The following is a 24522-nucleotide window of genomic DNA, read 5'->3' as shown; positions in this document are numbered from 1 at the left end:
ATCGACGGTCCCGAGCGGTCGCCGCTGGCGGACACGCGACGGCCCCTCCCGCGAAGCGACTGTCGCTACCGATGGGCCTTTGCCGGCCAGCCCGCTACTTTCGGGCGTGCAGTCGCTCGTCGCCGCAGTGCTTGGCCATCCGGTAGTCGCTGTCCTCGGGGAGGTCGCCGTCCGGGTCCTCCGTATCACGTTCTTCCTCTCGTTTGGCGTGTTCCTCGCGGAGCTGGCGGTCGCGTTCGGGCTGGTCGAGAAGATCGCCGTCGTCTCGCGCTATCTCACGTCGCCGGCGAACCTCCCGGACGAGGTCGGCACTGCTATCCTGACGACGACGGCGTCGACGACCGCTGGCTACGGGATGCTCGCCGACTTCCGCGAGTCCGGCGTGCTGTCCGACCGCGCGACGATAATCGCCGTCACCATCAACACGTTCTTCGGCTTCGCACAGCATATCATCACGTTCTATGCGCCGATACTGATCCCTATTCTGGGGTTCAGAGTCGGGGTGCTGTACGTCGCCACTCGCGGACTCATCGCGCTGGCGATAACGCTGACCGGCATCGCGGCCGGTGCGGCCCTGCTGGACGCGTCAAACGTCGGTGGGTCGGCCGCCGGTGCCGGTCCGGCCCCCGACGGCGGGACGGCCGACGAGGCAGGTGACGTGTTCGACGACCGTCCGGACAGCCGCCGAGCAGCCATCAGGACGGCCTTGGACGCGACGGCCGAGAAAGTCCGTGACATCCTGCCGCGGCTGGCAGCTATCTACGCCGTCGTCTCGCTACTCGTGGCCTACGGCGACGAGATTCTTGCCCTCGCTGGCAGCGACGGGGCCGCTGTCACCGCCGCTGCCGACGGGTTTGCGGGACTGTTAGGGCTGCCCGGCGCAGCTATCCCTGTCATCGCCGCCTACGCCCTCGACACGACCTCCGGGGCGACGGTCATCGCACCGCTCATCAGAAACGGGACCTTCACCGCCCGGACCGCCGTGGCGACGATGCTTGTCGGCGGCATCATCTCGTTTGCCGTCTCGACGTTCAAGCGCTCGATCCCGTTCCAGTTCGGCATCTGGGGCCGGGAGTTCGGCTCGAAAGTCATCGTCGTCAACACGGGGCTGAAAATCGTCTGGATCGCGCTGGCGCTGGTCGTGTTGCTGTAGTCAGAAACGGTGCAGCGTCGCTACTCGAAGGTGTAGGCCATCATCACCTCGTCGACTTGCTCGCCGTCGACGGTGTAGTGGTTCCGGCGGATGCCCTCGGTGTGCCAGCCGTGGTCTTCCAGAAACACCATCGCGTTCTCCGTGATCGCCGGCACGCTGTTGTACAGTTTCCGGTAGCCGTTAGCCTTCGCCCAGTCCAGCCCGCGCTGCATGAGCCGGCTGCCGATGCCCCGGCCTCGCTGCTCCTCCCTGACGCCGACGGTGAGCTGGGCCGTCTCGCGAAGTTTGTCCAGTTGCGGGATGTCGAGGTGACACCAGCCGATGACCTCGCCGTCGACCGTGGCGACGAAGAACACTCTCGATTCGACCGTGTTGTGCCGTGTAACTGCGTCCTCGTACAGCAACTGCTCGGCGACGCTCTCGGCGACGACGTACGTACCATCGCTGGAGACGTTCCGAATGGTCTGGACGAGCCCCTCGAAATCGTCGTTGTGGGCCGGCCGAATCGTGTAGGTCAATTCGTCTGTGGTGTGTTGTTCGACGGACCCGACATCGAGCGCTAGCGTCAGGGTTCCGCCATCGTCCTCGATGTACCCCTTCGACAGGAGGTGTGTCAGCGCTTCCTCGAACGCCTCCGGCGAGAGGTCTACCATCTCACGGACTCTGTGCCGTGCCGCTGTCCCGTGTCGCTCGACGTACTGATACACCTCCATTGCCGCGCTCGTCTCGAATGTCGGCCGTTCGACAGCGTCCATATCGGGTATGTATACTAGCAGAATATTAACAATTGCTATTTGGTAACACAAAACACAAAATTCGACTGAGGCCCTTTCAGAGCACCTCCAGTCGACTGTGACGAGATGTGTCCGACTGTCGGCTCAGGCCGTGTCCGGAATCGGGTCGGAGATTACGACGGCGTCGCCTTCGATAACGCAGTTGCCTTCGGCATCGTCAACGGCCGTGGCCAGACGGAACCGGTTGTCCTTGATGCGTTCGACGACCTCACACCGGGCCGTGACCTCCTCGTCGATGCCGACGGGCCCCTGATAGCTCAGCTCTTGGGAGAGGTAGATTGTCAGCCCGGGGAGCCGCGCTAGGGCCGCGCTAATGATGCCGGACACGAGCGTTCCGTGGGCGATTCGGCGGCCGAACCGTGTTCCGTCCGCGAACGCTGCGTCGAGGTGGAGCCTGTTCGTGTCGCCGCTCGCCTCAGCGAACGCTTCCACATCGGCCTTGGATATCGTCTTGCTGAATCGAACGTGATCACCCACATCGATGCCGTCGGCGGTCCCGTAGCTCTCGAAGGTCCAGCTCTCGTCTTCGTACAGCGTGTCCGGCCGGGTGAACCGCTTTCGCTGTGGCGGCCCGTCAGCCGTTCCTCTCGTCCGAGTGAGGTGTGGGATGTAATCCGAGAGGTTGGTCGTCGTGACGATGCCGACGAGCGTCCCGTCCTCGACGACGGGCAGTTTCTTGATGTTGTTCGTCCGCAGCCGCTCGACGGCTGTTTCGATGTCCGCATCGGGAGAAACCGTCACCAGTTCCTTGGCCATCACGTCGCCGACCGTCAGTGCTCTGGTGTCACCCTCGGCCGCGGTGACCGCGACGATGTCGCTCTCTGTGATGATGCCGACGCAGCCGCCGTCGTCCTCGACGACGAGCGAGCCGATGTCCTCGTCGCGGAGCCGCTGGGCCGCCTTGACGACTGGAGCGTCGGGGCCGATGGTTCTGACCGGCGTCCGCATGATCTCTCTGACTAGCATCGGGACGAGCATTGTACCGGAAGCCAGACATGGCAGACGTATAACAGTCCGCCCGGTGACACCGGCACTCTTGTGTCGCCTGCTCCCGATATCCCGATGATGCACCGGCTCACGTTCGCTCTCGTTGTCCTCCTCGCGGTCGCCGCCGGCTGCAGTGGCTTCACCGACTCGCCAGCTCAGTCCGCGGGGACCGCCGTCGATGGCCGGTCGGCGGTCGACGTTCCAAACCCCGCTGTCACGGTGACCGTCACCGCTGTCGTCGACGGCGACACGATACAGGTCGCCTACGAGAACGGGACTGGTGACACGGTCCGACTCATCGGCGTCGACACACCCGAAGTCCACATCGAGAACGACCCAGCGGAGTTCGAGGGCGTCCCCGAGACCGACGCCGGTGCGTCCTGCCTCCGCGGGGCCGGCACGAACGCGTCGTCGCTCGCCAAGCAGCGTCTCCTCGGCGAGACGGTCGGGCTCGCGTTCGACTCGAACCTGAATCGGCGCGGCTACTACGACCGGCTGCTGGCCTATGTCGTGCTCGACGAGACGCTGTTCAACTACCGGCTCGTCGAGACCGGCCATGCGCGCGTGTACGACAGCGAATTCGAACGAGCCGAGCGGTTCTACGCGGCCGAGGAGTCGGCCCACTCCGAACGACGCGGGCTCTGGCGCTGCACAGAGCCACGCGCTGTGACCCAGACAGCTATCGCCGACGGCGGGACCATCAGTGAGAGTGCCAGCGGCCTCGCAATCACGGAAATCAACGCCAACGCGGCTGGAAACGATAACGAGAACTTGAACGACGAATACGTCACGCTCACGAACACCGGCGACGCGGCGCTTGATCTGTCCGGGTGGACGGTCAGCGACGATGCAGGTCACCAGTACACGTTCCCTCCCTTTTCCCTTGAGCCGAACGCGTCGGTGATGCTATACACTGGCAGTGGAAGCGATACTGACACCGAACGCTACTGGGGCCGGAACGGGGCGGTCTGGAACAACGACGGCGATACCGTTATCATCCGGAACGCCGACGGCGAGACGGTTCTGCGGCAGTCGTACTGACCACAGCGCGCCATGACAGTATAAATCGCTCCAGTGCTAATCACTCCCATGGCCATCCGACGGCTGACGCCGACGCCACGGGCGGTCGACTGGGGGCTGTTCGCGGCGGTGGCGACGTTGCTTGCCAGCGGTATCGCTACCATCTTCGCAGGCATCCCCAGCAGCGCGTGGGTAATCGACGTTCACGCGCTCTCCGGCGTGGTGCTGACGCTCCTGTTGCCGGTGAAGCTCCATCGCGTCTCCCACCGCGTCTCCCCAGCGCGGCTGACCGGCACTCGGATTCTCTCGGTCGGTCTGGCCGCGGTGACGCTGGGGGCGCTCGGCACTGGTGTCTGGTGGATTTTCGGCGGCACGCTCGACCTCGGCCCGTGGGGGCTGTTTCACCTGCACGTCGCGCTCGGCCTGCTGGTGCCGCCACTGCTACTGGTACATCTCCGCGCCCGGTTCTATTCCCCAGCACAGGCGACCCGCGGCGGCCGTCGAGACGTGCTTCGATATGCCGGGCTGGTAACTGCCGGTGCACTTCTCTGGCGAGTTCAGGGGCCAGTTAATGACGCCCTCGACACGGCCGGCGCTGACCGCCGCTATACCGGGTCACGGGAGGACGGAACCGACGACGGAAACCGGTTCCCCGTCACCAGTTGGGTCGCAGACGACCCGGACCCGGTCGACGCGACCGAGTGGTCGCTATCGGTCGCCGGCAGGGTTGCCAGCGAAACCAGCTATGCCGCCGACGAACTCTCACCGAATGCGACCGAAGCAGCGGTTCTTGACTGCACGAGCGGTTGGTACTCCGGCCACGAGTGGCAGGGCGTTCGCGTCGGGGACCTGCTTGACGCCGCTGACCCCGACGACGCGGCGGCGTGGGTCCAGTTCCGCTCTGTCACTGGCTACCGATGGAGCCTTCGGCTGTCGGAGGCCCGTAACGCTATGCTGGCCACCCACGTCGACGGCGAGCGACTGGCCCACGGTCACGGCTACCCGCTCCGCCTCGTCGCGCCCGGCCGTCGGGGGTTCCAGTGGGTGAAGTGGGTTGAGTCGGTGCGGGTCAGCAAGCGCCGCGAACTCGGGGAGTGGCTCGCGATATTTGTGAGCGGGTTCTGAGTGGGTCCATATGCGCAACAGTGGGGTGATCGCTTCTCTTCCGGGCCAGTCCCGCGTGGAAAGAGGAGACTACCTACAGTATCTATCTACTTCGGACGGGTACACCCCGACGCACCGTCCCTCTACGTTGACTCGGCGCTCGACACAGTACGACAGGGCCACCGGCCGAAAGAGCAGCTTACCATCCGTAGTTGTCACTGAAGCTACCACTAACGAAGTCCCGTGGAGCGGTAGCGGGGGTATGAACTGGCGGCAGCCCGCCCGACTCGCCGGCCCGTCGAACACCGCCGTCGCCCTGTGGGCGGTCGCCGTCGCCTTCTTCGGCGTCGGCGACCTCGTCACGACACTCGTCGGCTACAGCATTACCGGCGTGACGGAACTCAGCCCCGTGGTCAAGCTACTGTTGGAACAGCACGCGATGCTGGTGTTGACCGGACTGAAAGCGGCCGTCCTCGTTGGGTTTTTCGCCATCTGGAAATGGGTTTCTTGGCCGTATTCCATCGGTATCCCGCTCGGGCTGGCGCTTCTGGGTGTCGCAGTGACGGCGTGGAACACCGGTGTCATCCTCACTGCTGTCATCGGCTGACGAGGAGTCGGTTCGCACCACCGAACGAGCGTTTCAATCGCCGCCGTCGAGATCGATCTTCAGCGTTGCCGACTCGTCGACGGTGAGTTCCTCCGTCTCGTAACCTCGCAACTCCTGCTCTTCGAGCGTCTCCGGGTTGAATTTCGTTTCGCCCTCGGGAAGCAGGTAGCCGGCCAGCGTGACCGTGCAGGGTTCGGATTCTGCTGATTTGAGCGTCACGTCGACCTGTGCCGTGTTGTCGGACGCATCGAAGCCGAGCCCATCCCAGCTGAGCGTACAGCCGGCGGCCTCATAGCCGTCGTTCTGTTCTTCGAGGCCATACTCGTTGCTCCCGTCCTCGCAGACGCTGAAGTCCTCGAACTTCCGGTCGCCGTACGCGCCTTCGTCGCCGAAGTCCTCTATTACCTTGCCCTCCACGAGGTCGATCTGGTAACACTCCAGTCTGGCTCCGCAAAATGAGACGTTGCTGATCTCCGACTGCTGGCCGCCCGGGTTCTCCGGCGCACACAGTTGCTTCCCTTCCGGGTCATCGTCGTACGTCGCGGTGTCCGGACCGCCCTTGACGCACACCTGCTTGACCACGTCGTCGCTGGAGAACTCGAAGCATGTGACCTCGCCGTCGTCTTTCTCGGTCACGCTCTCGACTGTCACGCTGAAACTGTCCCCGTCCGACTCGAAGGTGTAGGTCTCGCCGTCTTCCGGCGCCCCCTCGATTTTTCCGCAGAACGTTCCGTCGGGGCACCCGTCGCAGGTACACGGACCGACACCGTTGTTGCCGTTCTTACCGCCGTTCCCGTTTCCGTTCGCGTGGTCAGGTTTCGCAGCACCGACTCCCGTCCCGAGCAACGCGGTCGCGGCTCCGCCACCGATGACACTGAGGAGGCGGCGGCGGTCGATAGACTCTGCTTGCCCTGTTTTGTCAATGTCCACCATATACCCCCTTCCCAATCAGGGATGTTAGTTATTTGATGATTATTCCACTTCCATGGTGACACTGCGACAGTACCATCCGCTTACCCCCGGTCGTGACCTCCGACGGAACGGCGCGTCCGCTCTGGGCGGTATCTGTCTCGGGACGGTCTACAGCCTGTCAGAGTAACGCGTCGACAGAATCCCAGAGGTCCGGTCCGCCGTTGTCGCCTGATTCGTAGTGAATCGGCACGAAGCCGGCGTTGCGCGCGCCTTCGACGTCGGTTTCGTACTCGTTGCCGACCATCACGTACTCGTCGGCCGGTAGCTCCGCCCGGACCCGGTCGAACGGCGCGCTGTCCGGTTTGTGTGCACCGACCTCATAGGAGGCGACAACGAGGTCGAACAGGTCCGTTAGCCCGTGGTGGTCGAGCTTGCCGAGCTGTCGCTTCCGGATGCCGTTGGTGACAATCGCGAGTTGGTTGTCAGCAGCAAGTGCGGACAGGCTGTCCCGAGCCGCGCTGGGGACGGTCGTCGACGCGTATTCGGTCTCTCTGAGCGTCTCGACCAGTGCATCGAGGTCGATGTCCGCCCCGGCCGCTTCGACGACGGCAGCCATCGACTGGCGGTACGGCTCCGGCTCAAGTGCCTCAAAGGCCGTGTAAAACACCTCTTTGCTCACCGCCCGGAGCTCGTCTGTGTACTCGATTCCGTGAGCCTCGACCGTCTTGCGGATGATGTTCTTGTACGGTTCCGGGTAGTGAACGACCGTGTCGTCGAGATCGAAACAGATGGTCGTCGTCATGTGTCCTCGTCGTAGACCGGCTGACCGTCCTCGGTCGGCGGGGCGACGTAGTCGATGTACTCCTCGGCCGACGGTTCGTGGACGGTCACGTTCACATGGATGTCTCCCAGTTCCGAGGGGTCACCGACTGCGAAGTTAATCCGCCCCTCGAACGCCGCTTGCTTCTTGACGTCGAACGCGAACGTGTCCCCCTCTAGATTGTCGAAAAAGACCGACCGGGCTGTGTCCAGAATTTCTCGCCGGTGGAGCAGCTCGGAGAACCCGTCCATCGTATGCACCTCGGCGACGAGTGCGCCTTGTTGCTGCGTCGGGTCCGCTTCGGGGAAGAGATTTCGGACCGCGTCAGCGACCCGGTCGGTCACCTCGGTGTCGTTGACCGGGGCTTCGATTCGGATGTCCACGGAGTAGACGGCGCTCATTGGTCGAACGCCTCCGGTCCGTCCCGAATCAGTGTACGGACGTTGCGCTGGAACGCAGCCAGCGTCTCCGTATTCTCGATTGTCAGGTCGGCCCTCTCGATAGCCTCACCCATCCCGAAGCCGAGTTCACGGGCGTCGCGGTCCTCGAGCGATTCGCCGCCGTCCTCGGCCGAGGCGTCCCGCCCACGGATATCGAGCCGGTCGGCGCGCAGTTCGAACGGGGCGTCAATCTCGACCAGCAGGAACGCGTCGCCAAACGCCGATTCGAACGCCTCGACCTCCACGTCCGACCGGATACCGTCGACGAGGACGGTGTCGTTCGCTTCGAGTTCCGCCTCGATCATCGGTAGCGAGCGCTCGGCGATGGCGGCGGGACCGTTCTCCTCTCGGAGCGCTTTTGCGACCGTCCCGTGGTCCGATGCGGGGTCTAGCCCACGGTCACGGCACTCCTCGCGGATGACGTCGCCCATCGTCACGACCGGCACACCCATCTCGGCGGCGACGTTCGCTGCCTCGCTTTTCCCGCTGCCCGGCAGCCCGACGATACCGATAACTGTCATTGCCGGGCGTAATCGAGCGGCGGGCAAAAGCCCTCCCGTTCGGATCGGTCTTCAGCGTTCGCGGACGACGACGAACTCCGCGAGGTCGCGCAGGTACTCCATCGACTGGGACTCCGGAGCGTCGATGGTCGATAGGGACTCTAAGGCGGCGTCGGATTCAGCCCGTGCTCGCTCGTTTGCCTCCTCGGTCGTCAGCTCTGTCACTTCTACCAGCGACGGTCGTTCCATCTCTGCGTCGGTCCCGGCCGGCTTGCCGAGGGTTTCGGCGTCGGCCGTTGCATCGAGCACGTCGTCGCGCATCTGGAAGGCCACACCGACACGTTCGGCGTACTGGCCGACCGCCTCGACCGTGTACGGGTCTGAGTCAGCAGCAATCGCACCCAGCTCCGCCGCGGCGCGGAACAGCGCGCCAGTTTTCCGGCGGGCCAGTTCCATGTACTCCTTCTCGTTGGAGGGCTCTGCGACCAGTTCCATCGCCTCGCCCTCGCCCAGTTCGACCATCGACTCGGAGACGGTCTGCATGGCGCGTTCGTCCGTGGAAAACAGGTTGAACGCTTCGCCGAGCAGACCGTCGGAGGCGATGATGGCTGGGCCGTGACCGAAGGCCTCCCAAGCGGCCGGCGATCCCCGACGGAGTTCGGACTCATCGATGATGTCGTCGATGACCAGCGAGGCGTTGTGGACGAGTTCGATGCCGACTGCGAAATCGACGGCATCGGACGGCTCCCCACCCAGCGCCTCACAGACTAGCACTGTCACCGTCGGCCGCACCCGCTTCCCCCCGGAAAGCGCCACGTGACGCACTTCATCTGCGAGTTCGTCCGGCTCCACGCTGTCGAGAACCGCCTCCAACCGCTCCTCGACCCGGTCTCGCCGGCGCTCGAGATACTCCATTAGCGCTTCCTTAGGACTACCACAAAAAGTACCTTGTCACCCGCGATTCAGTGTGTGGCCGTTACTGGAACTGCTCGGTGAGTGCTGGGACGACCTCGAACAGGTCGTCCTGAATGCCGTAGTCGGCGATATCGAAGATCGGCGCGTTCGGGTCGGTGTTGATGGCGACAATCGTATCCGAGCCCTTCATCCCGGCGACGTGCTGGACGGCCCCGGAGATACCGATGGCGATGTACACGTCCGGCGTGACGACTTTCCCGCTCTGGCCGACCTGTCGGTCCTTCTCTAGCCAGCCGTTGTCGATGAGGGGTCGCGAACCCGACACCGTCGCGTCCAGTGCCTCCGCAAGGTCGTGGATGATGTCTAAGTTCTCTTCTTCTTCGATCCCGCGGCCGACGGACACTAGCACGTCGGCGTCGGTAATGTCGATGTCGCCACCGCCGACCTCCTCGAAGCCTTTTACTGTGGACCTGACTGCGCTTTCGTCGAGGGTCGCGTCGAACGCCTCGATGGCGGCGTCACCGTCCGTTTCGATGGTCGGCCACTCGGCCGGACGGATGGTCACGGCCGCCTGCTCAGCGTGGACGTCGATTGTCGTCTCGGCTTTCGAGCCGTACAGCTCTCTGGTGGCGGTAAGGCCGTCCTCGGCGTCGATATCGACCACGTCGGTCACGAGCGGCCTGTCCAGCCGATTGGCGACCGCCGGCGCGTAATCGAGGCCGTTGACGCTGTTTGGCATCAGGAGGACGGTCGGATCCAGCTCCGTGGCCAGTTGCGTGACGACCTGCGTGTACACGTCGTGGTTGAACTCCTCACCGATGTCGACGGTGTGGACAGCGTCGACGCCCTCGCGGTTCAGGTCCGCCCCGAAGGCTTCGACATCGCCGCCGATGACGGCAGTGTGTAGCTCGCCGCCGAGTTGATCGGCGAGGTCGCGACCGGCTGCCAACTGTTCTAAGCTCACTGGTCGGAGTTCCCCGCGCCGGTGTTCGGCGATAGCAAGGACCGACATTAGCTGGTCACCCCCTTTTCTGCGAGCAATTCAGCCAACTCGGTCGCCGTCTCCTCGGCACTCCCCTCGAACACTGTCGCCTCACCCTCGGTTTCAGGCTCGTACAGCGAGGTCTGTTCGAGCGGACTCTCGATTCCGGACGCGTCAAGTCCGATATCCGCGAGGGCGTACTCCGTGAGCTCCTTGCTCTGGGCCTGCCGGATACCCCGAAGACTCGCGTAGCGGGGGTCGTTGATCCCGGTCTGTATCGTCAGCACGGCCGGGGTTTCGATGTCGGTGAGTTCCTCGACGCCGCCTTCCAGTTCTCGGTGGACGCTAGCGACACCTGCCTCCGGATCGAAGTCGAGATCGTTGACGACAGCGCCCCACTCCATGTCGAGCTTATCGGCCAGCGTGACGCCAGTCGCCCCGAACCCGTCGTCGGCGGACTGGACGCCGGTCAGCACAAGGTCGGGTTCCTCTTCGGCTGCGACGGCGGCCAACACCTGAGCCTTCGTCTCGGGGTCCAGCAGGCCGGCGTCGTCGAGTGCGTCGTCCCAGACACGGATCGCACGGTCGGCCCCTTTCGCCAGTGCCTGCCGGATTGTCTCATCCGTTTCGGACGGGCCGACGGTGACGGTGACGACCTCGACGTCGTCGTGGTCCTCCTTTATTTGGACGGCCTCCTCGACAGCGTACTCGTCCCACTCGTTGAGGTCGGCCGTGACGTAGCGGTCGTCGATTTCGAGTCCGTCGATCTCGAACTCGTCGTCGACGGCTGCCACCTCCTTTACCGTGACAAGGATTTTCATATTGGAGGTCCGACCGGACAGCGAATAAACGTTTTCGAACCAGAAACCACGCCCGGCTTGTTTACACTCACATAGTCCCGACAGTTACTCGTCGAAGTCGGTTATATCCTCGTCCGGGAACGAAATGAGGTTCTCCCGACCGATACGGAGCTTGTCGATGCGGCCCTCCTCGTCCATCGATGAGAGCAACTGCGACACCTTCGCGTTCGACCAGCCGGTCTCAGAGACGATACGGGCCTGCTTCATCCGTCCGCCGTTCTCCTCGAGGAGTCGCTCGACGCGTTCCTCGTCGCTCAGGAGTTCGACATCGACATCGTCCGAGGCCGCGGTGTCGTCCACTGGGACTGTCGCCCCAGCACTGTCGTCTCCATCGTCGTCCCCGGCTGCAACCGATGGCAGCGCGTCAGTGTATCCAGTCTTGAACATGTAACCGACGGCCCCAACGAGCAGCAACAGCAGTACGAACCCGCCGATCCAAGCCGAACCGATGCCGCTGAAGATCGATTCTGGGGTTTCCATCGGCGTCTGGGTAGTCGGTTGTTCACCAGTGTACACGACGGACAGGTACCCCGGTTCGAACGTCCGCCGCCCCTCGAAAACCAGTTTTCCGTCGTCGACAGCGCTGGGGGCACTCTCTACCCCGTACCCGGATGGCGGGGAGATAACGAGTCGCTGGTCTGCGGTTAGCGTCCCGAACCATGTGCCGTCCGTCGAATTGAACGCGTCGCCGACGACGATATTTTCGCCGCTAACAACAGCGAAGTTCGTCCACGTAAACTCGAGGATCAGTTGCCCCTTGCGGTCTGACACCTCGTATCGACGGTCGACGCCGGTAATCTCCATCTCCCGGCCGGTGACGGTGCTGGCCTCGTCGCTCGCCTTCCGGAACGACGGCAGCCACTCTGCCTCGGTGTCCTCGCTCGCGAACCGTTCGCCGGTGTCTCTAAACGACTCAGTTTCGGTTTCGTCGAGCGCGTAGGTATCCGTTACCGTCCACTTGGCATCGCCGTTCGATTGTATCTGAAGGGCAAACGTCGTGTTCTCCGCAACCGGTGCCGGTGTCCCGGTCGTCTGCTGGGCAGCGACGGTATCCACCGCTGCTGCCGCAAGCGGTGGGGTCGCCAACAGGGCAAACAGGACAAGGAGGAGGAGGGGGGCACCTGATACCCGCGGGGTCATTCTCGTTCATCGATGAACGTTCTGGGGGCAAAACCCTTTCCATCCGAGAATAAAACGTCAGACGACGCTTTGAAAGGTCTCGTGGCCTCTCAGGTGATTACTGTGATATGGAGAATGGGGGGATTTTTGTACGGTGGGCGAGTATTCGGTGCTGATGCGTCTCCTCCCCGCAGTCGGTGTGATCCTCCTCATGGTCGTCTCCGCGGCGACCCCCGTAACCGGGGTCGCCCCACCGGCCCAGACCGCTGACGGCAGTGACCAGTTGCCACAGATCACGGCTGTCGACAACACGACGAACCATCTCGCTATCCCGGCTAGTGATGTTCGGACGACGACGTACAACCGATCCTCGGTCGATGTCGGCGTGGCGGTTGCAACCGGATCCAGCGACCTTCGGAGCGATTACGCGACAACCACGTTTGAACGGCAGTTCTTCCAGCAGGACAGCGAGGCCGCTCGCGACCGCCTCGTCGACGAGACGTTGACCGATATCGAAAGCAAGCGAACAAGTCTGGAACAACGGAATCAGATCGCGATACGGCAGTACGCCAACGGTGCGATAACCGCTACGGAGTTCCTGCGACAGCGGGCACTGGTCGACGCTACGTCCCGCCAGCTGGCTGCTCGGCTTGGACGGATTCGGACGGCCACCGGTACCGCACCGGACTACTCGTTGTCTCCGGCCCAGCGCTTCCGACTGGAAAACAACAGGGGCGTGCTCAAGACGTACCGCGGCCCGATAAGTCAGCGTATCAGCGCTGAAACTGCCGGCAAGGTTGAGCCAAACGCGGTGTACGTTGAGGCGTCCTCGGAGGGATATATGCTGTCGACAGTCGTGGACGGCCAGTACACGCGTGAAACATATCTCGGGCAAGACCGCGAACAGACGGCAGTCGACCAGTTCGCACAGACCAACGACTCCCTCGGCGCGGTCAACACACGGGCTGAGACGCTCTACCCGTGGCTCTACAGCGAGCAGTACCCGTCCGTTCAGACATACGGTCGAAGTGCTATCTACCAGATTCAGGCTGATCACTCGAACGGACAACTGACAGCCTATCTCGACGGCGGTACGACGAACGTCTTCTACGAGACGCAGGCCCTCGAACTGACGACCATCGACCGATCGGAGGTGGCGACGAACGTGAACCAGTCAGTTCGCGTCCGCGTCCAGCAATCGTTCGAGTCCGGACCACTGCTCGTCTCGGTCACCGACAACAGTACGGGCTCTACGGCAGATGCGACTGTCAGAGTAAATGGGAAACGAATCGGGACGACCGGCACAGACGGCGTTCTCTGGACGGTCGAACCTCGTGGAGCGTACACGGTTACTGCCACAACACAGAACGGCGACCGAGTCTGGGTCACGGTCAGTGAATCGGTGTAGCGATGCGAGACTGATCGGCTCCACCTGTCGCGAATCAACTGCTGTTACTCGGAGACAGTAGCGATACTTCTACAATCGCTGTCACTCTGGAACTTCTGCAATCGTCGTAATCGCGCGCGGACTCCCCGGCCGAGACTGCCAGACCACCTTTTTCCGGTTCGGGTGACTGCTGGTCACCCTCACCGCAAAAACGTGGGCGAAAAAGCGGCCACTCGCTTCGCTCGTGGCGGCGGATTACTCTGGGACTTCTGCAATCGTCGTAATCGCACGCGGACTCCCCGGCCGAGACTGCTGGATATGGTGTTCGAACTGCTTGAACCCCGCCTCGGTGAACATCCGGTCGGCTTCCTCCTCGTCGTAAAACAGCATGATGGCGTCGGCCATCTTCTGGAAGACAGTCGAGTTCGGATAGTCGGGGCCGACGATGAGGACCTTACCACCGGGTTTGGTCAGTCGACGGCACTCAGCAAGCGCGTCGACGGGGTTGGGCCAGTACTCGATGGATCCCGAGGACCACACCGCGTCGAAACTGTCGTCTTTGAACGGAAGTCGCTCGGCGTCACCGAGATGATAGCGTACGTCGCCGAACTTGCCGAACTTCTCGAACGCTTTCGAGAGCTGGTGCGGGCTCTGGTCGAGCCCGTACACCGTATCGACGTGTTCGAGCAGACCCTCGGTGGCGAAGCCGGTGCCACAGCCGACATCGAGGACCTTGTCGTCGGGCGAAAGGTCGAGCATTGCGATCGCCTCGTCGCGCATCCGTTCGTCCCAGATGAAGGGGTTGATCTGGTCGTACACCTTCGAGAGATACTTGTAGAACGTCCGCGCGCGGGCCTTGTTCTCGAGGACTCCCATTACTGCCAGCTTAGGACTTGGCGGTGATAATTCCCCGGATTTTGGCCGGTCTATCACACAGGGAAACTTCGCAACTACCAAATAGCCGCTCTGGCAACGCTCACGTGATTAGAGAATGCCACGGCCAGAAGTTCTTGACAGGATACAGGAGGCCGAGCAGGAGGCCGACGAGATCGTCGCAGAGGCCGAACAAGACCGCGAAGACCGCATCGCGGAGGCTCGCGAAGAGGCGGAAGGAATCCGCGAATCTGCGCGGGAAGAGGCTGAGACGGCTGCCGAAGACCGTCTTGATGCGGCTCGCGAAGAGATCGAGGCCGAGCGCGAGCAGATCATCGAAGACGGTGAGAGCGCTCGCGACGATCTCGAACAGCAGGCCAGTGAACAGATCGACGAAGTAGTCGAATACGTCACAGACCTGTTTGAGGAGGCGGTACATGCTCAGACCTGAGAAGATGTGCCGCGTCTCGGTGACGGGGTCGAAACGCACGATGGAGCAGACTATTGAGGCCGTCCACGACCTCGATATGCTCCACGTCACCGAGTATGACGACTCCTGGGACGGCTTCGAACCCGGGAGCTCACTCGAGGGCACCAACGAGGTATCGGACAAGCTCGTTACGGTCCGCTCGCTACAGTCGATTCTGGACGTTAACGAGGAAGACGCGGGTCCGACCCGGGTCGTCACCGACGAGGCAATCGAGGACCAACTCGAAGAAGTCCGCACGGCAGTCAACGAACTTGACGACCGGCGCGACGATGTTCGGGACGAACTTCGCGCCGTCGAGGACCAGATCAATACGATGGCGCCGTTCGTCACGCTCGGCATCGATCTCGACCTGCTCCGTGGCTACGACTCGCTGTCTGTCGTCGTCGGCGAGGGTGACAGCGACGAGATCGAGGCTGTCCTCGCAGACAGCGACATCGGGACGTTCGAGCTGTTCACTGAGGACAGCGTTGTCGCCGTGTTCGCACAGGCTGAGGAAGACGCCTTGCAGGACGTGCTCGTCGGGGCCACGTTCTCTCGGCTCGAAGTCCCCGAGGGCGATGGCGACCCGACGGCGTATCTCGAAGAGCTGGAACACGAGAAACAACAGCTCGAATCGAAGCTCTCGACTGTCGAGGACGAACTCGATGAACTCCGCCTCGACCACGCTGGATTCCTGCTCGCTGCCGAGGAGAAACTGGCTATCGAGGCCCAGAAGGGCGAAGCCCCGCTCACGTTCGCGACGACGGAAAACGCCTTCATCGCCGAGGGCTGGATTCCGAACGAGCGCTACGAGGAGTTCCAGCGGGCCCTTTCGAGTACTGTCGGCGACGCCGTCGACATTGATCGGATCGAAATCGCCGAGTACGATAGCGAGGGACACGCGGAGTCCCACGAAGAAGTCGAAGGTGAAGGCGGCAACGGCGGCGAACCGGTCGGCAGTTCCGTTGACGCACCTGAACCGGAGAGCGAACGCCAGCCACAGGAGACCGTCGCCGATGGCGGTGTCATCACGATGGGTGACGACGCGCCGCCCGTCATTCAGGACAACCCGAGCGGCGTCCGTCCGTTCGAGGACCTTGTCGAAGTCGTCAACCGCCCGAAGTACGGCGAGTTCGACCCGACAGTCGCCTTCTTCCTGACGTTCCCGGCCTTCTTCGGGTTCATGATCGGTGACGTCGGCTATGGACTGCTGTACCTCGTGCTTGGCTACGGGCTGTACTCAGCGGTTGACAGCGATGTGCTGAAAAGTCTCGGTGGCGTTGGAATGTGGGCCGGTGGATTTACGATGCTGTTCGGCCTGCTGTACGGCGAAATCTTCGGCCTGCACACGATTTCGAACGTCGTGTGGCCCGCTCTCGGGTTCGAAGGGGCGCCGTTCCATAAGGGACTGCAGCCGGCGTACGGCGAGTACGCTATCGGATGGCTGACGCTGAGCCTTCTGGCCGGGATGCTCCACCTCGCTGTGGGATGGACGTTCGACTTCGTCGAGAACCTGAATCACGGCCTCTGGGACGCAGTCACCGAGAGCGGTTCATGGCTCCTGATGCTGTTTGGGCTCTGGGCGTGGGTGTTCTCCGGCGCAGCTGGCTCGGCACCGGACTTCCTCTACACCGCTGAGGAAGGTATCTTCGCTGGGAACCCGTTCCCGCTTGGTTTCGCTGGGCTCCCGGCTATTGACCTGTTCAGCGTCGGTGGGTTCCCGATATCAGCGTGGCTGCTGGTGTTTTTCGCCGGCCTCGTGCTGCTGGCGCTTGCTGACCCCATCGAAGTCGTCGAGTTCCTCAACGTGTTCGTGAACGTGCTGTCGTACACGCGACTGGCAGCAGTGCTCCTTGCGAAGGCCGGGATGGCCTTCGTGGTCAATCTGCTGTTCTTCGGCGTGTTCGTCACGGAAGACGGAGCGTGGCACTTCGGTATCAGCCATGCACCGAGCCACTACCTCGAAGAAGGGGTCTACCACGGCCACGAAGTCACAGAGGTCATGTTCGGTGGCCTGATGCACTCGGGCATCGCAGGTCTCGTCGGTGGGTTGCTCGTCCTTGTGCTGGGGCACCTCCTCGTCCTCGTGCTGGGCATTACCAGCGCCGGGCTGCAGGGTGTGCGTCTCGAGTACGTGGAGTTCTTCGGCAAGTTCTTCGAGGGCGGCGGCAAGCGGTACAATCCGTTCGGCTACGAGCGGACCTACACCACTGACGACTGACCGCTATCGATTTTGCTTTCCGTATTTGTCGGTCTCCCGGTAGCTCCTGCACTAACGTAGCATACTCGGGGGCTGGTACCAGATGACAACCGTGGTTGAGAGAGTGGCTAAACCCTCAGAACAGCATCTTGACGAAGTGTTTTGGGAAGCTTTATGAAGTCCGTGGAGTCACATACGCCTGTTCGGACACGAGCAACCTCAGAGAGGATCTCAACAACATGATAGAAACTATCGCACTCGTTGTCAACGCTGTACTGCAAGAAGGTGGCGCTGCTGCTCCGGCTATCCCTGCGGGGGCTGCTGCAGCCCTCGCTGTCGGACTGTCTGCACTCGGTGCGGGGTACGCAGAGCGTGGTATCGGGGCCGCCGCCGTCGGCGCCATCGCGGAGGACGAGAGCATGTTCGGCCGTGGGCTCATCCTGACAGTCCTGCCGGAGACGCTCGTCATTCTCGCGCTGGTCGTCGTCTTCATCCTCGGTTAACCACTTCTCCCTTTTCCAATAATGAGCCTTCAAACAGTCGTAGAGGATATCCGCGACGAGGCCCGCGCGCGTGCTCAGGAGATTAGCGACGAGGCCGACGAACGTGCCGAGGAGATCATCGCCGACGCCGAGGCCGACGCCGAGCAGATCCGTGAGGAACGCGAGGCTGAGGTCGAGCGGACCATCGAGCAGGAGCGAGAGCAGCGGCTCTCCTCCGCGAAGCTCGAGGCCAAGCAGGCTCGACTCAACGCCCGGCGTGACATCCTCGAAGACGTTCGTGGCGACGTCGAGGACGCGCTTGCGGCCCTCGAAGGGGATCGACGAGAGGAACTGACACGCGCACTGCTTGACGCCGCCGTCGATGAATTCGACGACAGCGACGAGCTGTCGGTGTACGGCCGTGCGTCTGACCAGTCGCTTCTCAAGGATGTACTCGAAGACTACGACGACGTGACGTACGCCGGCGAGCGGGACTGCCTCGGCGGCGTCGTCGTCGAGAGCAGCGAGTCACGAGTCCGTGTGAACAACACGTTCGATTCTATCCTTGAGGACGTCTGGGAGGACAACCTGAAAGCAATCAGCGACCGCCTGTTCGAAGACCAATGAGTTCGCGAACGGGAACGAGCGGCCAGGGAAGCAACTACGAGTACGTCATCGCACGGGTTCGCGCCCGCAGCGCATCCCTGTTCGACGATGACGACTACCGGAAGCTGGTCCGCATGGGGACGGGCGAGATCGCCCGCTTCATGGAGGAAACCGAGTACGAGACCGAAATGAACGCGCTCGGCTCCCGGTACGACGGCGTCGACCTCGTCGAGTACGCGCTGAACCGCAACCTCGCGAAACACTTCGACGACCTGCTTCGCTGGTCCGAGGGGGCGCTGTACGACTATATCGCCCGCTACCTGCGGAAGTTCGACGTGTGGAACGTCAAGACCGTCATCCGCGGGCTCTACTCGGATGCGGAGCGAACCGAGGTAGAGGACGACCTCATCCGGGCCGGCGAGTTCACCGACCGGCGCGTTGAGGACCTGCTGAACGCCGGCTCTATCGAGGAGGTTGTCGAGCAGCTCGACGACACTATCTTCGGTGACACGCTGGCCGAAGCGTTCGATGTGTACGAGGAAAGCGGCGTCCTCGTGCCACTGGAGAACGCGCTCGACCGCGCTTTCTACGAAACGCTGCTGTCGGGGCTTCCGGACAACCCGGAGATCGACAGCCCGACCGGGCTGTACGTCGAGTTTTTGGAGACGGAAGTCGACTTCCGAAACCTCCGGAACGCGCTCCGTCTGGCCCGTAGTGGTACGGATATCGACCCCTCGGAGTACTTCATCGAGGGTGGACAGCTGTTCGACGCACAGGAGGTCGCACAGCTATCGACGAATCTCGACCAACTGGTCAGCGCCGTTCGCGAGAGTAAGTACGGCGACGACCTCGATCAGGCGCTGTCGGCGCTCGAAGAGGCCGACAACCTCATCGACTTCGAGCGGGCGCTGGACGCGGCGCTGCTCGAATACGCCGACCGGCTCTCGAACCGCTATCCCCTGTCGGTCTGTCCGGTGTTGTCCTACGTCCTCGCCAAGGAGCGCGAGGTCGACAACATCCGGGCCATCGCCCGCGGTCGCGAGGCCGGCCTCGGCCCCGATGAAATCGAACAGGAGCTGGTAATACTATGAGCCAGGAAATAGGTGTCATCGGAAGCCCGGAGTTCACGACGGGCTTTCGGCTGGCGGGCGTCCGCAAGTTCGCGGACGTGCCTGCCGACGAGAAAGACGAGCAGCTCGACGACGCCGTCGAGGAGATGCTCAACGACGACGACATCGGCATCGTCGTGATGCACGACGACGATCTGTCGCATCTCTCACGCGGTGTCAGGCAGGACGCGGAGACGAGTGTCGAGCCGGTGATGGTCACGCTCGGCGGCGGTACTGGGAGCGGCGGACTGCGTGAACAGATCAAGCGAGCCATCGGTATCGACCTGATGGACGAGGACTAACCATGAGTCAAGCAACAGACACAGACGTCCGCGAGGACGGCATTATCGAAAGCGTCTCGGGACCGGTCGTAACGGCTCGGGACCTCGACGCCCGGATGAACGACGTCGTTTACGTCGGTTCGGAAGGGCTGATGGGCGAGGTCATCGAGATCGAAGGAAACATCACCACGATTCAGGTGTACGAGGAGACCTCCGGTGTCTCCCCCGGCGAACCCGTCGAAGGGACGGGCTCGCCCCTCTCCGTGGACCTCGGGCCGGGCATGCTCGACGCCATCTACGATGGTGTCCAGCGCCCGCTCGACGTGCTCGAAGAGAAGATGGGGTCGGCATTCCTCGACCGTGGTGTCGACGCACCGGGCATTGACCTGGAGAAGACCTGGGAATTCACCCCTGAAGTCGAGGAAGGCGACGAGGTCGAGGCCGGCGACATCGTCGGCACCGTCCCCGAGACGCCGAGTATCGACCACAAGGTGATGGTCCCGCCCGACTCCGAGGGCGGCGAAGTCGTCGCCATCGAGTCCGGCAATTTCAACGTCGAAGAGACGGTTGTCGAACTCGACAGCGGCGAAGAGATCCAGATGCACCAGGAATGGCCGGTGCGCCAGCAGCGCCCGACCGTCGAGAAGGAGACCCCGACGGAACCGCTCATCTCGGGCCAGCGCGTGCTCGATGGCCTGTTCCCGATTGCGAAGGGCGGGACGGCCGCCATTCCCGGCCCGTTCGGGTCCGGGAAGACGGTCACGCAGCACCAGCTCGCCAAGTGGGCTGACGCGGACATCGTCGTCTACGTCGGCTGTGGCGAGCGTGGCAACGAGATGACCGAGGTTATCGAGGACTTCCCGGAGCTTGAGGACCCGACCACCGGTAACGCGCTGATGGATCGGACCTGCCTCATCGCGAACACGTCGAATATGCCCGTCGCCGCACGCGAATCCTGCGTGTACACGGGTATCACCATCGCGGAGTACTTCCGCGACATGGGGTACGACGTGGCGCTGATGGCCGACTCCACCTCCCGGTGGGCCGAGGCCATGCGTGAAATTTCGTCCCGACTCGAAGAGATGCCCGGTGAAGAGGGGTACCCCGCGTACCTCTCCGCTCGTCTGAGTGAGTTCTACGAGCGCGCCGGCTACTTCGAGAACATCAACGGCACCGAGGGCTCCGTCTCTGTCATCGGGGCCGTCTCGCCGCCGGGCGGGGACTTCTCGGAGCCGGTCACCCAGAACACGCTGCGTATCGTCAAGACGTTCTGGGCGCTGGACGCGGACTTGGCCGAACGCCGGCACTTCCCCTCTATCAACTGGAACGAGTCGTACTCGCTGTATCGCGATCAGCTCGACCCGTGGTTCGAGGACAACGTCCGGGCCGACTGGCCGGAGACCCGCCAGTGGGCTATCGACACGCTCGACGAGGAAGCGGAACTGCAGGAGATTGTCCAGCTCGTCGGGAAGGACGCGTTGCCGGAAGACCAGCAGCTGACGCTTGAGATCGCCCGCTACCTGCGCGAGGCGTGGCTGCAGCAGAACGCCTTCCACGACGTGGACACGTTCTGTGAGCCCGAGAAGACCTACCGCATCATGGACGCTGCCAAGACGTACAACGATGCGGCCTTCGAGGCGCTCGATGCCGGTGTCCCGGTCGAGGAGATCACCGACATCGACGCCGCGCCACGGCTCAACCGTATCGGCGTCCAAGAGGATTGGAACGAGTACATCGACGACCTCGAAGACGACATCGAGTCTCAACTGCGGGAGCTGTACTAACAATGAAAGAGTATCAGACAATCACGGAGATCAGCGGACCGCTGGTGTTCGTCGAGACCGACGAACCGGTCGGCTACGACGACATCGTCGAAATCGAGCTCAGCGACGGCGAGACCCGCCGTGGTCAGGTGCTCGAATCCGCGAGCGACTACGTCGCCATTCAGGTGTTCGAGGGGACCGAAGGGATCGACCGCGATGCCTCGGTTCGCTTCCTCGGCGAGACGATGAAGATGCCCGTCACCGAGGACCTCCTCGGGCGGGTCATGGACGGGACCGGCCAGCCCATCGACGGCGGCCCGGAGATCGTCCCCGACGAACGCCGTGACATCGTCGGCGAAGCGATCAATCCGTTCTCCCGGGAGTACCCCGAGGAGTTCATCCAGACGGGTGTTTCGGCTATCGACGGCATGAACACGCTCGTCCGCGGCCAGAAACTGCCGATCTTCTCCGCCTCCGGTCTGCCACACAACGATCTGGCGCTTCAGATCGCGCGACAGGCGACGGTGCCGGAAGAGGAGGAAGGCGACGACGACGAAGGGTCCGAGTTCGCCGTCATCTTCGGCGCGATGGGTATCACGGCTGAAGAGGCAAACGAGTTCATGGACGACTTCGAGCGCACCGGCGCGCTGGAACGTTCTGTCGTCTTCATGAACCTCGCGGACGACCCGGCCGTCGAGCGGACGATCACGCCGCGGCTGGCGCTGACTACTGCCGAGTATCTCGCCTTCGAGAAGGACTACCACGTACTGGTAATTCTGACGGACATGACCAACTACTGCGAGGCACTGCGTGAGATCGGTGCCGCGCGTGAGGAGGTCCCGGGCCGGCGTGGTTACCCCGGATACATGTACACTGACCTGGCACAGCTCTACGAGCGTGCCGGTCGTATCGAGGGCCGCGAGGGCTCCGTGACCCAGCTCCCGATCCTGACGATGCCGGGCGACGACGACACGCACCCGATTCCGGACCTGACCGGGTACATTACCGAGGGCCAGATCTACATCGACCGCGACCTCAACAGCCAGGGCATCCAGCCGCCGATCAACGTCCTGCCAAGCCTGTCGCGGCTGATGGACGACGGTATCGGCGAGGGGCTGACCCGTGCCGACCATGCCGACGTGAAAGACCAGATCTTCGCCGCGTACGCGGAAGGTGAGGACCTGCGCGACCTCGTGAACATTGTCGGTCGCGAGGCGCTGTCGGAACTGGACAACAAGTATCTGGACTTCGCCGACCGCTTCGAGGAGGAGTTCGTCGATCAAGGGACCGACACGGCCCGCAGCATCGACGAGACGCTCGAACTCGGCTGGGACCTGCTCTCGATGCTCCCGAAAGATGCGCTGAACCGCATCGACGAGGACCTTATCGAGGAGCACTACCGCGAGGACGAGACCGCCGAAGCTGTCGAAGCCTAACGGCACGGCTTACTTTCTCCGGCAGCCTGCGATTTATACCATATATTTTGGGTACGCGACTGTTTAGCGTTGACCCCCTACACTAGGATGCACTATGCCAGAACCAGGGAGTGAAGCCATTTGGCTGTGGTTAGGTACAGCGGGCATGTTCCTCGGCATGCTATACTTCATCGCGCGCGGTTGGGGTGAGACCGACAGTAGACGCCAGAAGTTCTACATCGCGACAATACTTATCACGGCAATCGCGTTCGTGAATTACCTCGCGATGGCACTCGGGTTCGGCCTGACGTTTATCGAGTTCGGCGGGTCGGAACACCCCATCTACTGGGCGCGATACACCGACTGGCTGTTCACGACGCCGTTGCTGCTGTATGACCTCGGACTGCTCGCAGGCGCAGACCGAAACACCATCTACTCGCTCGTCAGCCTCGACGTGCTGATGATCGGTACCGGTGTGGTCGCGACGCTGAGCGCAGGTAGCGGCGTGCTGTCGGCCGGTGCGGAACGGCTGGTCTGGTGGGGCATTAGCACCGCCTTCCTGCTGGTCCTGCTGTACTTCCTGTTCAGTTCGCTGTCCGGTCGGGTCGCAGACCTCCCAAGCGACACGCGGAGCACCTTCAAGACACTTCGAAACCTCGTCACTGTCGTCTGGCTGGTCTACCCAGTCTGGTGGCTTGTCGGCAGTGAAGGGCTCGGCCTCGTCGGTATCGGTATCGAGACGGCCGGCTTCATGGTCATCGACTTGGTCGCAAAGGTCGGCTTCGGTATCATCCTGCTCCGTAGCCACGGCGTGCTTGACGGCGCTGCCGAATCGACCAGCACTGGCGCAACGCCTGCAGACGACTAACGACTGCCGTTCGCCGACTTCGTTTTTTGCGTGTCTGTCCGGAAGCGGCAGCACTCGAACCGAAATAACTGGAAACCGTTAACTGCCTACGTCGAAAAAAGTCCCGTAATGGCTAAGGACGTCAAACCCACGCGCAAGAATCTGATGCAGATCGAGGACCGCATCGAGCTGTCCGAGCGTGGGCACGACACGCTGGAGAAGAAGCGTGATGGCCTCATCATGGAGTTCATGGACATTCTGGACCAAGCACAGGACGTCCGTGAAGACCTCGATGGTTCCTACGAGCGGGCCCAGCGCGCAATCAACATGGCCCGAGCGATGGAGGGCGACGTGGCCGTCCGCGGGGCCGCCGCAGCGCTGAAAGAACACCCGGAACTGACGACCCAGTCCAAGAACATCATGGGTGTTGTCGTCCCGCAGATCGAGTCCAGCAAGGTCCGGAAGTCGCTGGACGAACGCGGCTACGGCGTCATGGGGACCTCGGCTCGAATCGACGAGGCCGCCGAGGCCTACGAGGAACTGCTCGAGAACATCATCCTCGCCGCTGAAGTCGAGACGGCGATGAAGAAGATGCTCGAAGAGATCGAGACGACGAAACGTCGCGTCAACGCCCTTGAATTCAAACTCCTGCCCGACCTCTATGACAATCAAGAGTACATCGAGCAGAAACTCGAAGAGCAGGAGCGCGAGGAGATCTTCCGCATGAAGAAGATCAAAGCCAAGAAAGAAGAGGAAGAGGACGAACTCGCAGCCGCGGAGGAAGCGGAAGAAGAGACCGAGCCGGTCACTGCTGACGACTGAGCGCGGTGTCCGTCCGACCGGTATCGTTTTTGCGCTTTCACGCTCGTGCTTGAGT

Annotated in this window: 26 protein-coding genes; 15 read left to right on the top strand and 11 right to left on the bottom strand. The window is 62.6% G+C overall.

Annotation, left to right across the window (positions count from 1 at the left end):
- Positions 1-106: 106 nt before the first annotated feature.
- A complete protein-coding gene (locus tag Har1129_RS12940; RefSeq protein WP_151101035.1) occupies positions 107-1153 on the top strand; it encodes a nucleoside recognition protein in 1047 nt (348 codons plus the stop codon).
- A gap of 20 nt (positions 1154-1173) precedes the next feature.
- Here Har1129_RS12940 and Har1129_RS12935 read toward each other — a convergent pair whose 3' ends face one another.
- Positions 1174-1908: a GNAT family N-acetyltransferase gene (locus Har1129_RS12935; RefSeq protein WP_151101034.1), complete on the bottom strand. Its 735-nt coding sequence runs from the start codon at positions 1906-1908 to the stop codon at positions 1174-1176.
- Positions 1909-2031: 123 nt separating this feature from the next.
- On the bottom strand, positions 2032-2925 hold the full coding sequence (locus Har1129_RS12930; protein ID WP_151101033.1) for a CBS domain-containing protein: 894 nt from the start codon (positions 2923-2925) through the stop codon (positions 2032-2034).
- Between the two features lie 84 nt (positions 2926-3009).
- Between Har1129_RS12930 and Har1129_RS12925 the strand changes: the two genes are divergently transcribed.
- The 3 genes from Har1129_RS12925 (at position 3010) to Har1129_RS12915 (ending at position 5665) form a co-directional block, all read left to right on the top strand.
- Positions 3010-3975 carry a lamin tail domain-containing protein gene (locus Har1129_RS12925; protein ID WP_191906167.1) on the top strand — a complete coding sequence of 322 codons (966 nt, stop codon included), beginning with the start codon at positions 3010-3012 and terminating at the stop codon, positions 3973-3975.
- Between the two features lie 48 nt (positions 3976-4023).
- A complete protein-coding gene (locus tag Har1129_RS12920) occupies positions 4024-5079 on the top strand; it encodes a molybdopterin-dependent oxidoreductase (protein ID WP_151101031.1) in 1056 nt (351 codons plus the stop codon).
- 241 nt (positions 5080-5320) lie between these two features.
- Positions 5321-5665 (top strand): hypothetical protein, encoded by a 345-nt coding sequence (locus Har1129_RS12915; RefSeq protein WP_151101030.1) that lies wholly within the window; start codon positions 5321-5323, stop codon positions 5663-5665.
- A gap of 33 nt (positions 5666-5698) precedes the next feature.
- On the opposite strand, the gene Har1129_RS12910 is transcribed toward Har1129_RS12915, so the two are convergent.
- From Har1129_RS12910 to Har1129_RS12875, 8 genes are all read right to left on the bottom strand, one after another.
- Positions 5699-6598: a hypothetical protein gene (locus Har1129_RS12910; protein ID WP_151101029.1), complete on the bottom strand. Its 900-nt coding sequence runs from the start codon at positions 6596-6598 to the stop codon at positions 5699-5701.
- A gap of 157 nt (positions 6599-6755) precedes the next feature.
- Positions 6756-7379: an HAD family hydrolase gene (locus Har1129_RS12905; RefSeq protein ID WP_151101028.1), complete on the bottom strand. Its 624-nt coding sequence runs from the start codon at positions 7377-7379 to the stop codon at positions 6756-6758.
- Positions 7376-7798 carry an RNA-binding domain-containing protein gene (locus Har1129_RS12900; protein ID WP_151101027.1) on the bottom strand — a complete coding sequence of 141 codons (423 nt, stop codon included), beginning with the start codon at positions 7796-7798 and terminating at the stop codon, positions 7376-7378. The genes Har1129_RS12905 and Har1129_RS12900 overlap by 4 nt, the downstream gene beginning before the upstream one ends.
- Positions 7795-8358 carry an AAA family ATPase gene (locus Har1129_RS12895; protein WP_151101026.1) on the bottom strand — a complete coding sequence of 188 codons (564 nt, stop codon included), beginning with the start codon at positions 8356-8358 and terminating at the stop codon, positions 7795-7797. Before Har1129_RS12895 ends, Har1129_RS12900 begins: the two co-directional genes overlap by 4 nt.
- 51 nt (positions 8359-8409) lie before the next feature.
- Entirely contained in the window at positions 8410-9252 is an 843-nt protein-coding gene (locus tag Har1129_RS12890) for a polyprenyl synthetase family protein (RefSeq protein WP_151101025.1), read from the bottom strand.
- Positions 9253-9313: 61 nt separating this feature from the next.
- Positions 9314-10264, bottom strand: a complete 951-nt coding sequence (locus Har1129_RS12885) for an electron transfer flavoprotein subunit alpha/FixB family protein (protein WP_151101024.1) — start codon at positions 10262-10264, stop codon at positions 9314-9316.
- Positions 10264-11055 carry an electron transfer flavoprotein subunit beta/FixA family protein gene (locus tag Har1129_RS12880; RefSeq protein WP_151101023.1) on the bottom strand — a complete coding sequence of 264 codons (792 nt, stop codon included), beginning with the start codon at positions 11053-11055 and terminating at the stop codon, positions 10264-10266. The genes Har1129_RS12885 and Har1129_RS12880 overlap by 1 nt, the downstream gene beginning before the upstream one ends.
- 84 nt (positions 11056-11139) lie before the next feature.
- Positions 11140-12234, bottom strand: coding sequence for a hypothetical protein (locus Har1129_RS12875; RefSeq protein WP_151101022.1), 1095 nt, complete (start codon positions 12232-12234; stop codon positions 11140-11142).
- A gap of 154 nt (positions 12235-12388) precedes the next feature.
- Here Har1129_RS12875 and Har1129_RS12870 point away from each other — a divergent pair, with 154 nt between their 5' ends.
- Positions 12389-13621, top strand: a complete 1233-nt coding sequence (locus Har1129_RS12870; protein WP_151101021.1) for a hypothetical protein — start codon at positions 12389-12391, stop codon at positions 13619-13621.
- Positions 13622-13855: 234 nt separating this feature from the next.
- Here the strand turns inward: Har1129_RS12870 and Har1129_RS12865 are convergent, their stop codons facing one another.
- Positions 13856-14476 (bottom strand): methyltransferase domain-containing protein, encoded by a 621-nt coding sequence (locus Har1129_RS12865; RefSeq protein ID WP_151101020.1) that lies wholly within the window; start codon positions 14474-14476, stop codon positions 13856-13858.
- 115 nt (positions 14477-14591) lie between these two features.
- Here Har1129_RS12865 and ahaH point away from each other — a divergent pair, with 115 nt between their 5' ends.
- The 10 genes from ahaH to Har1129_RS12815 all read left to right on the top strand — a co-directional run bounded on the left by ahaH (position 14592) and on the right by Har1129_RS12815 (position 24467).
- The gene (gene ahaH, locus Har1129_RS12860; RefSeq protein ID WP_151101019.1) at positions 14592-14924 is read left to right on the top strand and encodes an ATP synthase archaeal subunit H; all 333 of its coding nucleotides are present in this window, start codon (positions 14592-14594) and stop codon (positions 14922-14924) included.
- Entirely contained in the window at positions 14911-17163 is a 2253-nt protein-coding gene (locus Har1129_RS12855; protein WP_151101018.1) for a V-type ATP synthase subunit I, read from the top strand. The genes ahaH and Har1129_RS12855 overlap by 14 nt, the downstream gene beginning before the upstream one ends.
- 218 nt (positions 17164-17381) lie before the next feature.
- Positions 17382-17645: a F0F1 ATP synthase subunit C gene (locus Har1129_RS12850; RefSeq protein WP_151101017.1), complete on the top strand. Its 264-nt coding sequence runs from the start codon at positions 17382-17384 to the stop codon at positions 17643-17645.
- A gap of 21 nt (positions 17646-17666) precedes the next feature.
- Positions 17667-18251, top strand: coding sequence for a V-type ATP synthase subunit E (locus Har1129_RS12845; RefSeq protein WP_151101016.1), 585 nt, complete (start codon positions 17667-17669; stop codon positions 18249-18251).
- Positions 18248-19321: a V-type ATP synthase subunit C gene (locus Har1129_RS12840; RefSeq protein ID WP_151101015.1), complete on the top strand. Its 1074-nt coding sequence runs from the start codon at positions 18248-18250 to the stop codon at positions 19319-19321. The genes Har1129_RS12845 and Har1129_RS12840 overlap by 4 nt, the downstream gene beginning before the upstream one ends.
- Complete coding sequence (locus Har1129_RS12835) at positions 19318-19641, top strand: V-type ATP synthase subunit F (RefSeq protein ID WP_004518388.1); 324 nt, start codon at positions 19318-19320, stop codon at positions 19639-19641. Before Har1129_RS12840 ends, Har1129_RS12835 begins: the two co-directional genes overlap by 4 nt.
- Positions 19642-19643: 2 nt before the next feature.
- Positions 19644-21404 (top strand): ATP synthase subunit A, encoded by a 1761-nt coding sequence (locus tag Har1129_RS12830; RefSeq protein ID WP_151101014.1) that lies wholly within the window; start codon positions 19644-19646, stop codon positions 21402-21404.
- Positions 21405-21406: 2 nt separating this feature from the next.
- A complete protein-coding gene (locus tag Har1129_RS12825) occupies positions 21407-22819 on the top strand; it encodes an ATP synthase subunit B (RefSeq protein WP_151101013.1) in 1413 nt (470 codons plus the stop codon).
- A gap of 94 nt (positions 22820-22913) precedes the next feature.
- Positions 22914-23666: a bacteriorhodopsin gene (locus tag Har1129_RS12820; RefSeq protein WP_151101012.1), complete on the top strand. Its 753-nt coding sequence runs from the start codon at positions 22914-22916 to the stop codon at positions 23664-23666.
- 108 nt (positions 23667-23774) lie between these two features.
- Positions 23775-24467 (top strand): V-type ATP synthase subunit D, encoded by a 693-nt coding sequence (locus tag Har1129_RS12815; RefSeq protein ID WP_127013723.1) that lies wholly within the window; start codon positions 23775-23777, stop codon positions 24465-24467.
- Positions 24468-24522: the final 55 nt, after the last annotated feature.

Source organism: Haloarcula sp. CBA1129 (genome assembly GCF_008729015.1).
In the GTDB taxonomy this organism is placed as follows: Archaea; Halobacteriota; Halobacteria; order Halobacteriales; family Haloarculaceae; genus Haloarcula.
Note: the sequence above shows the minus strand (reverse complement) of the source record. Positions and strands in the feature narration are given on the sequence as shown.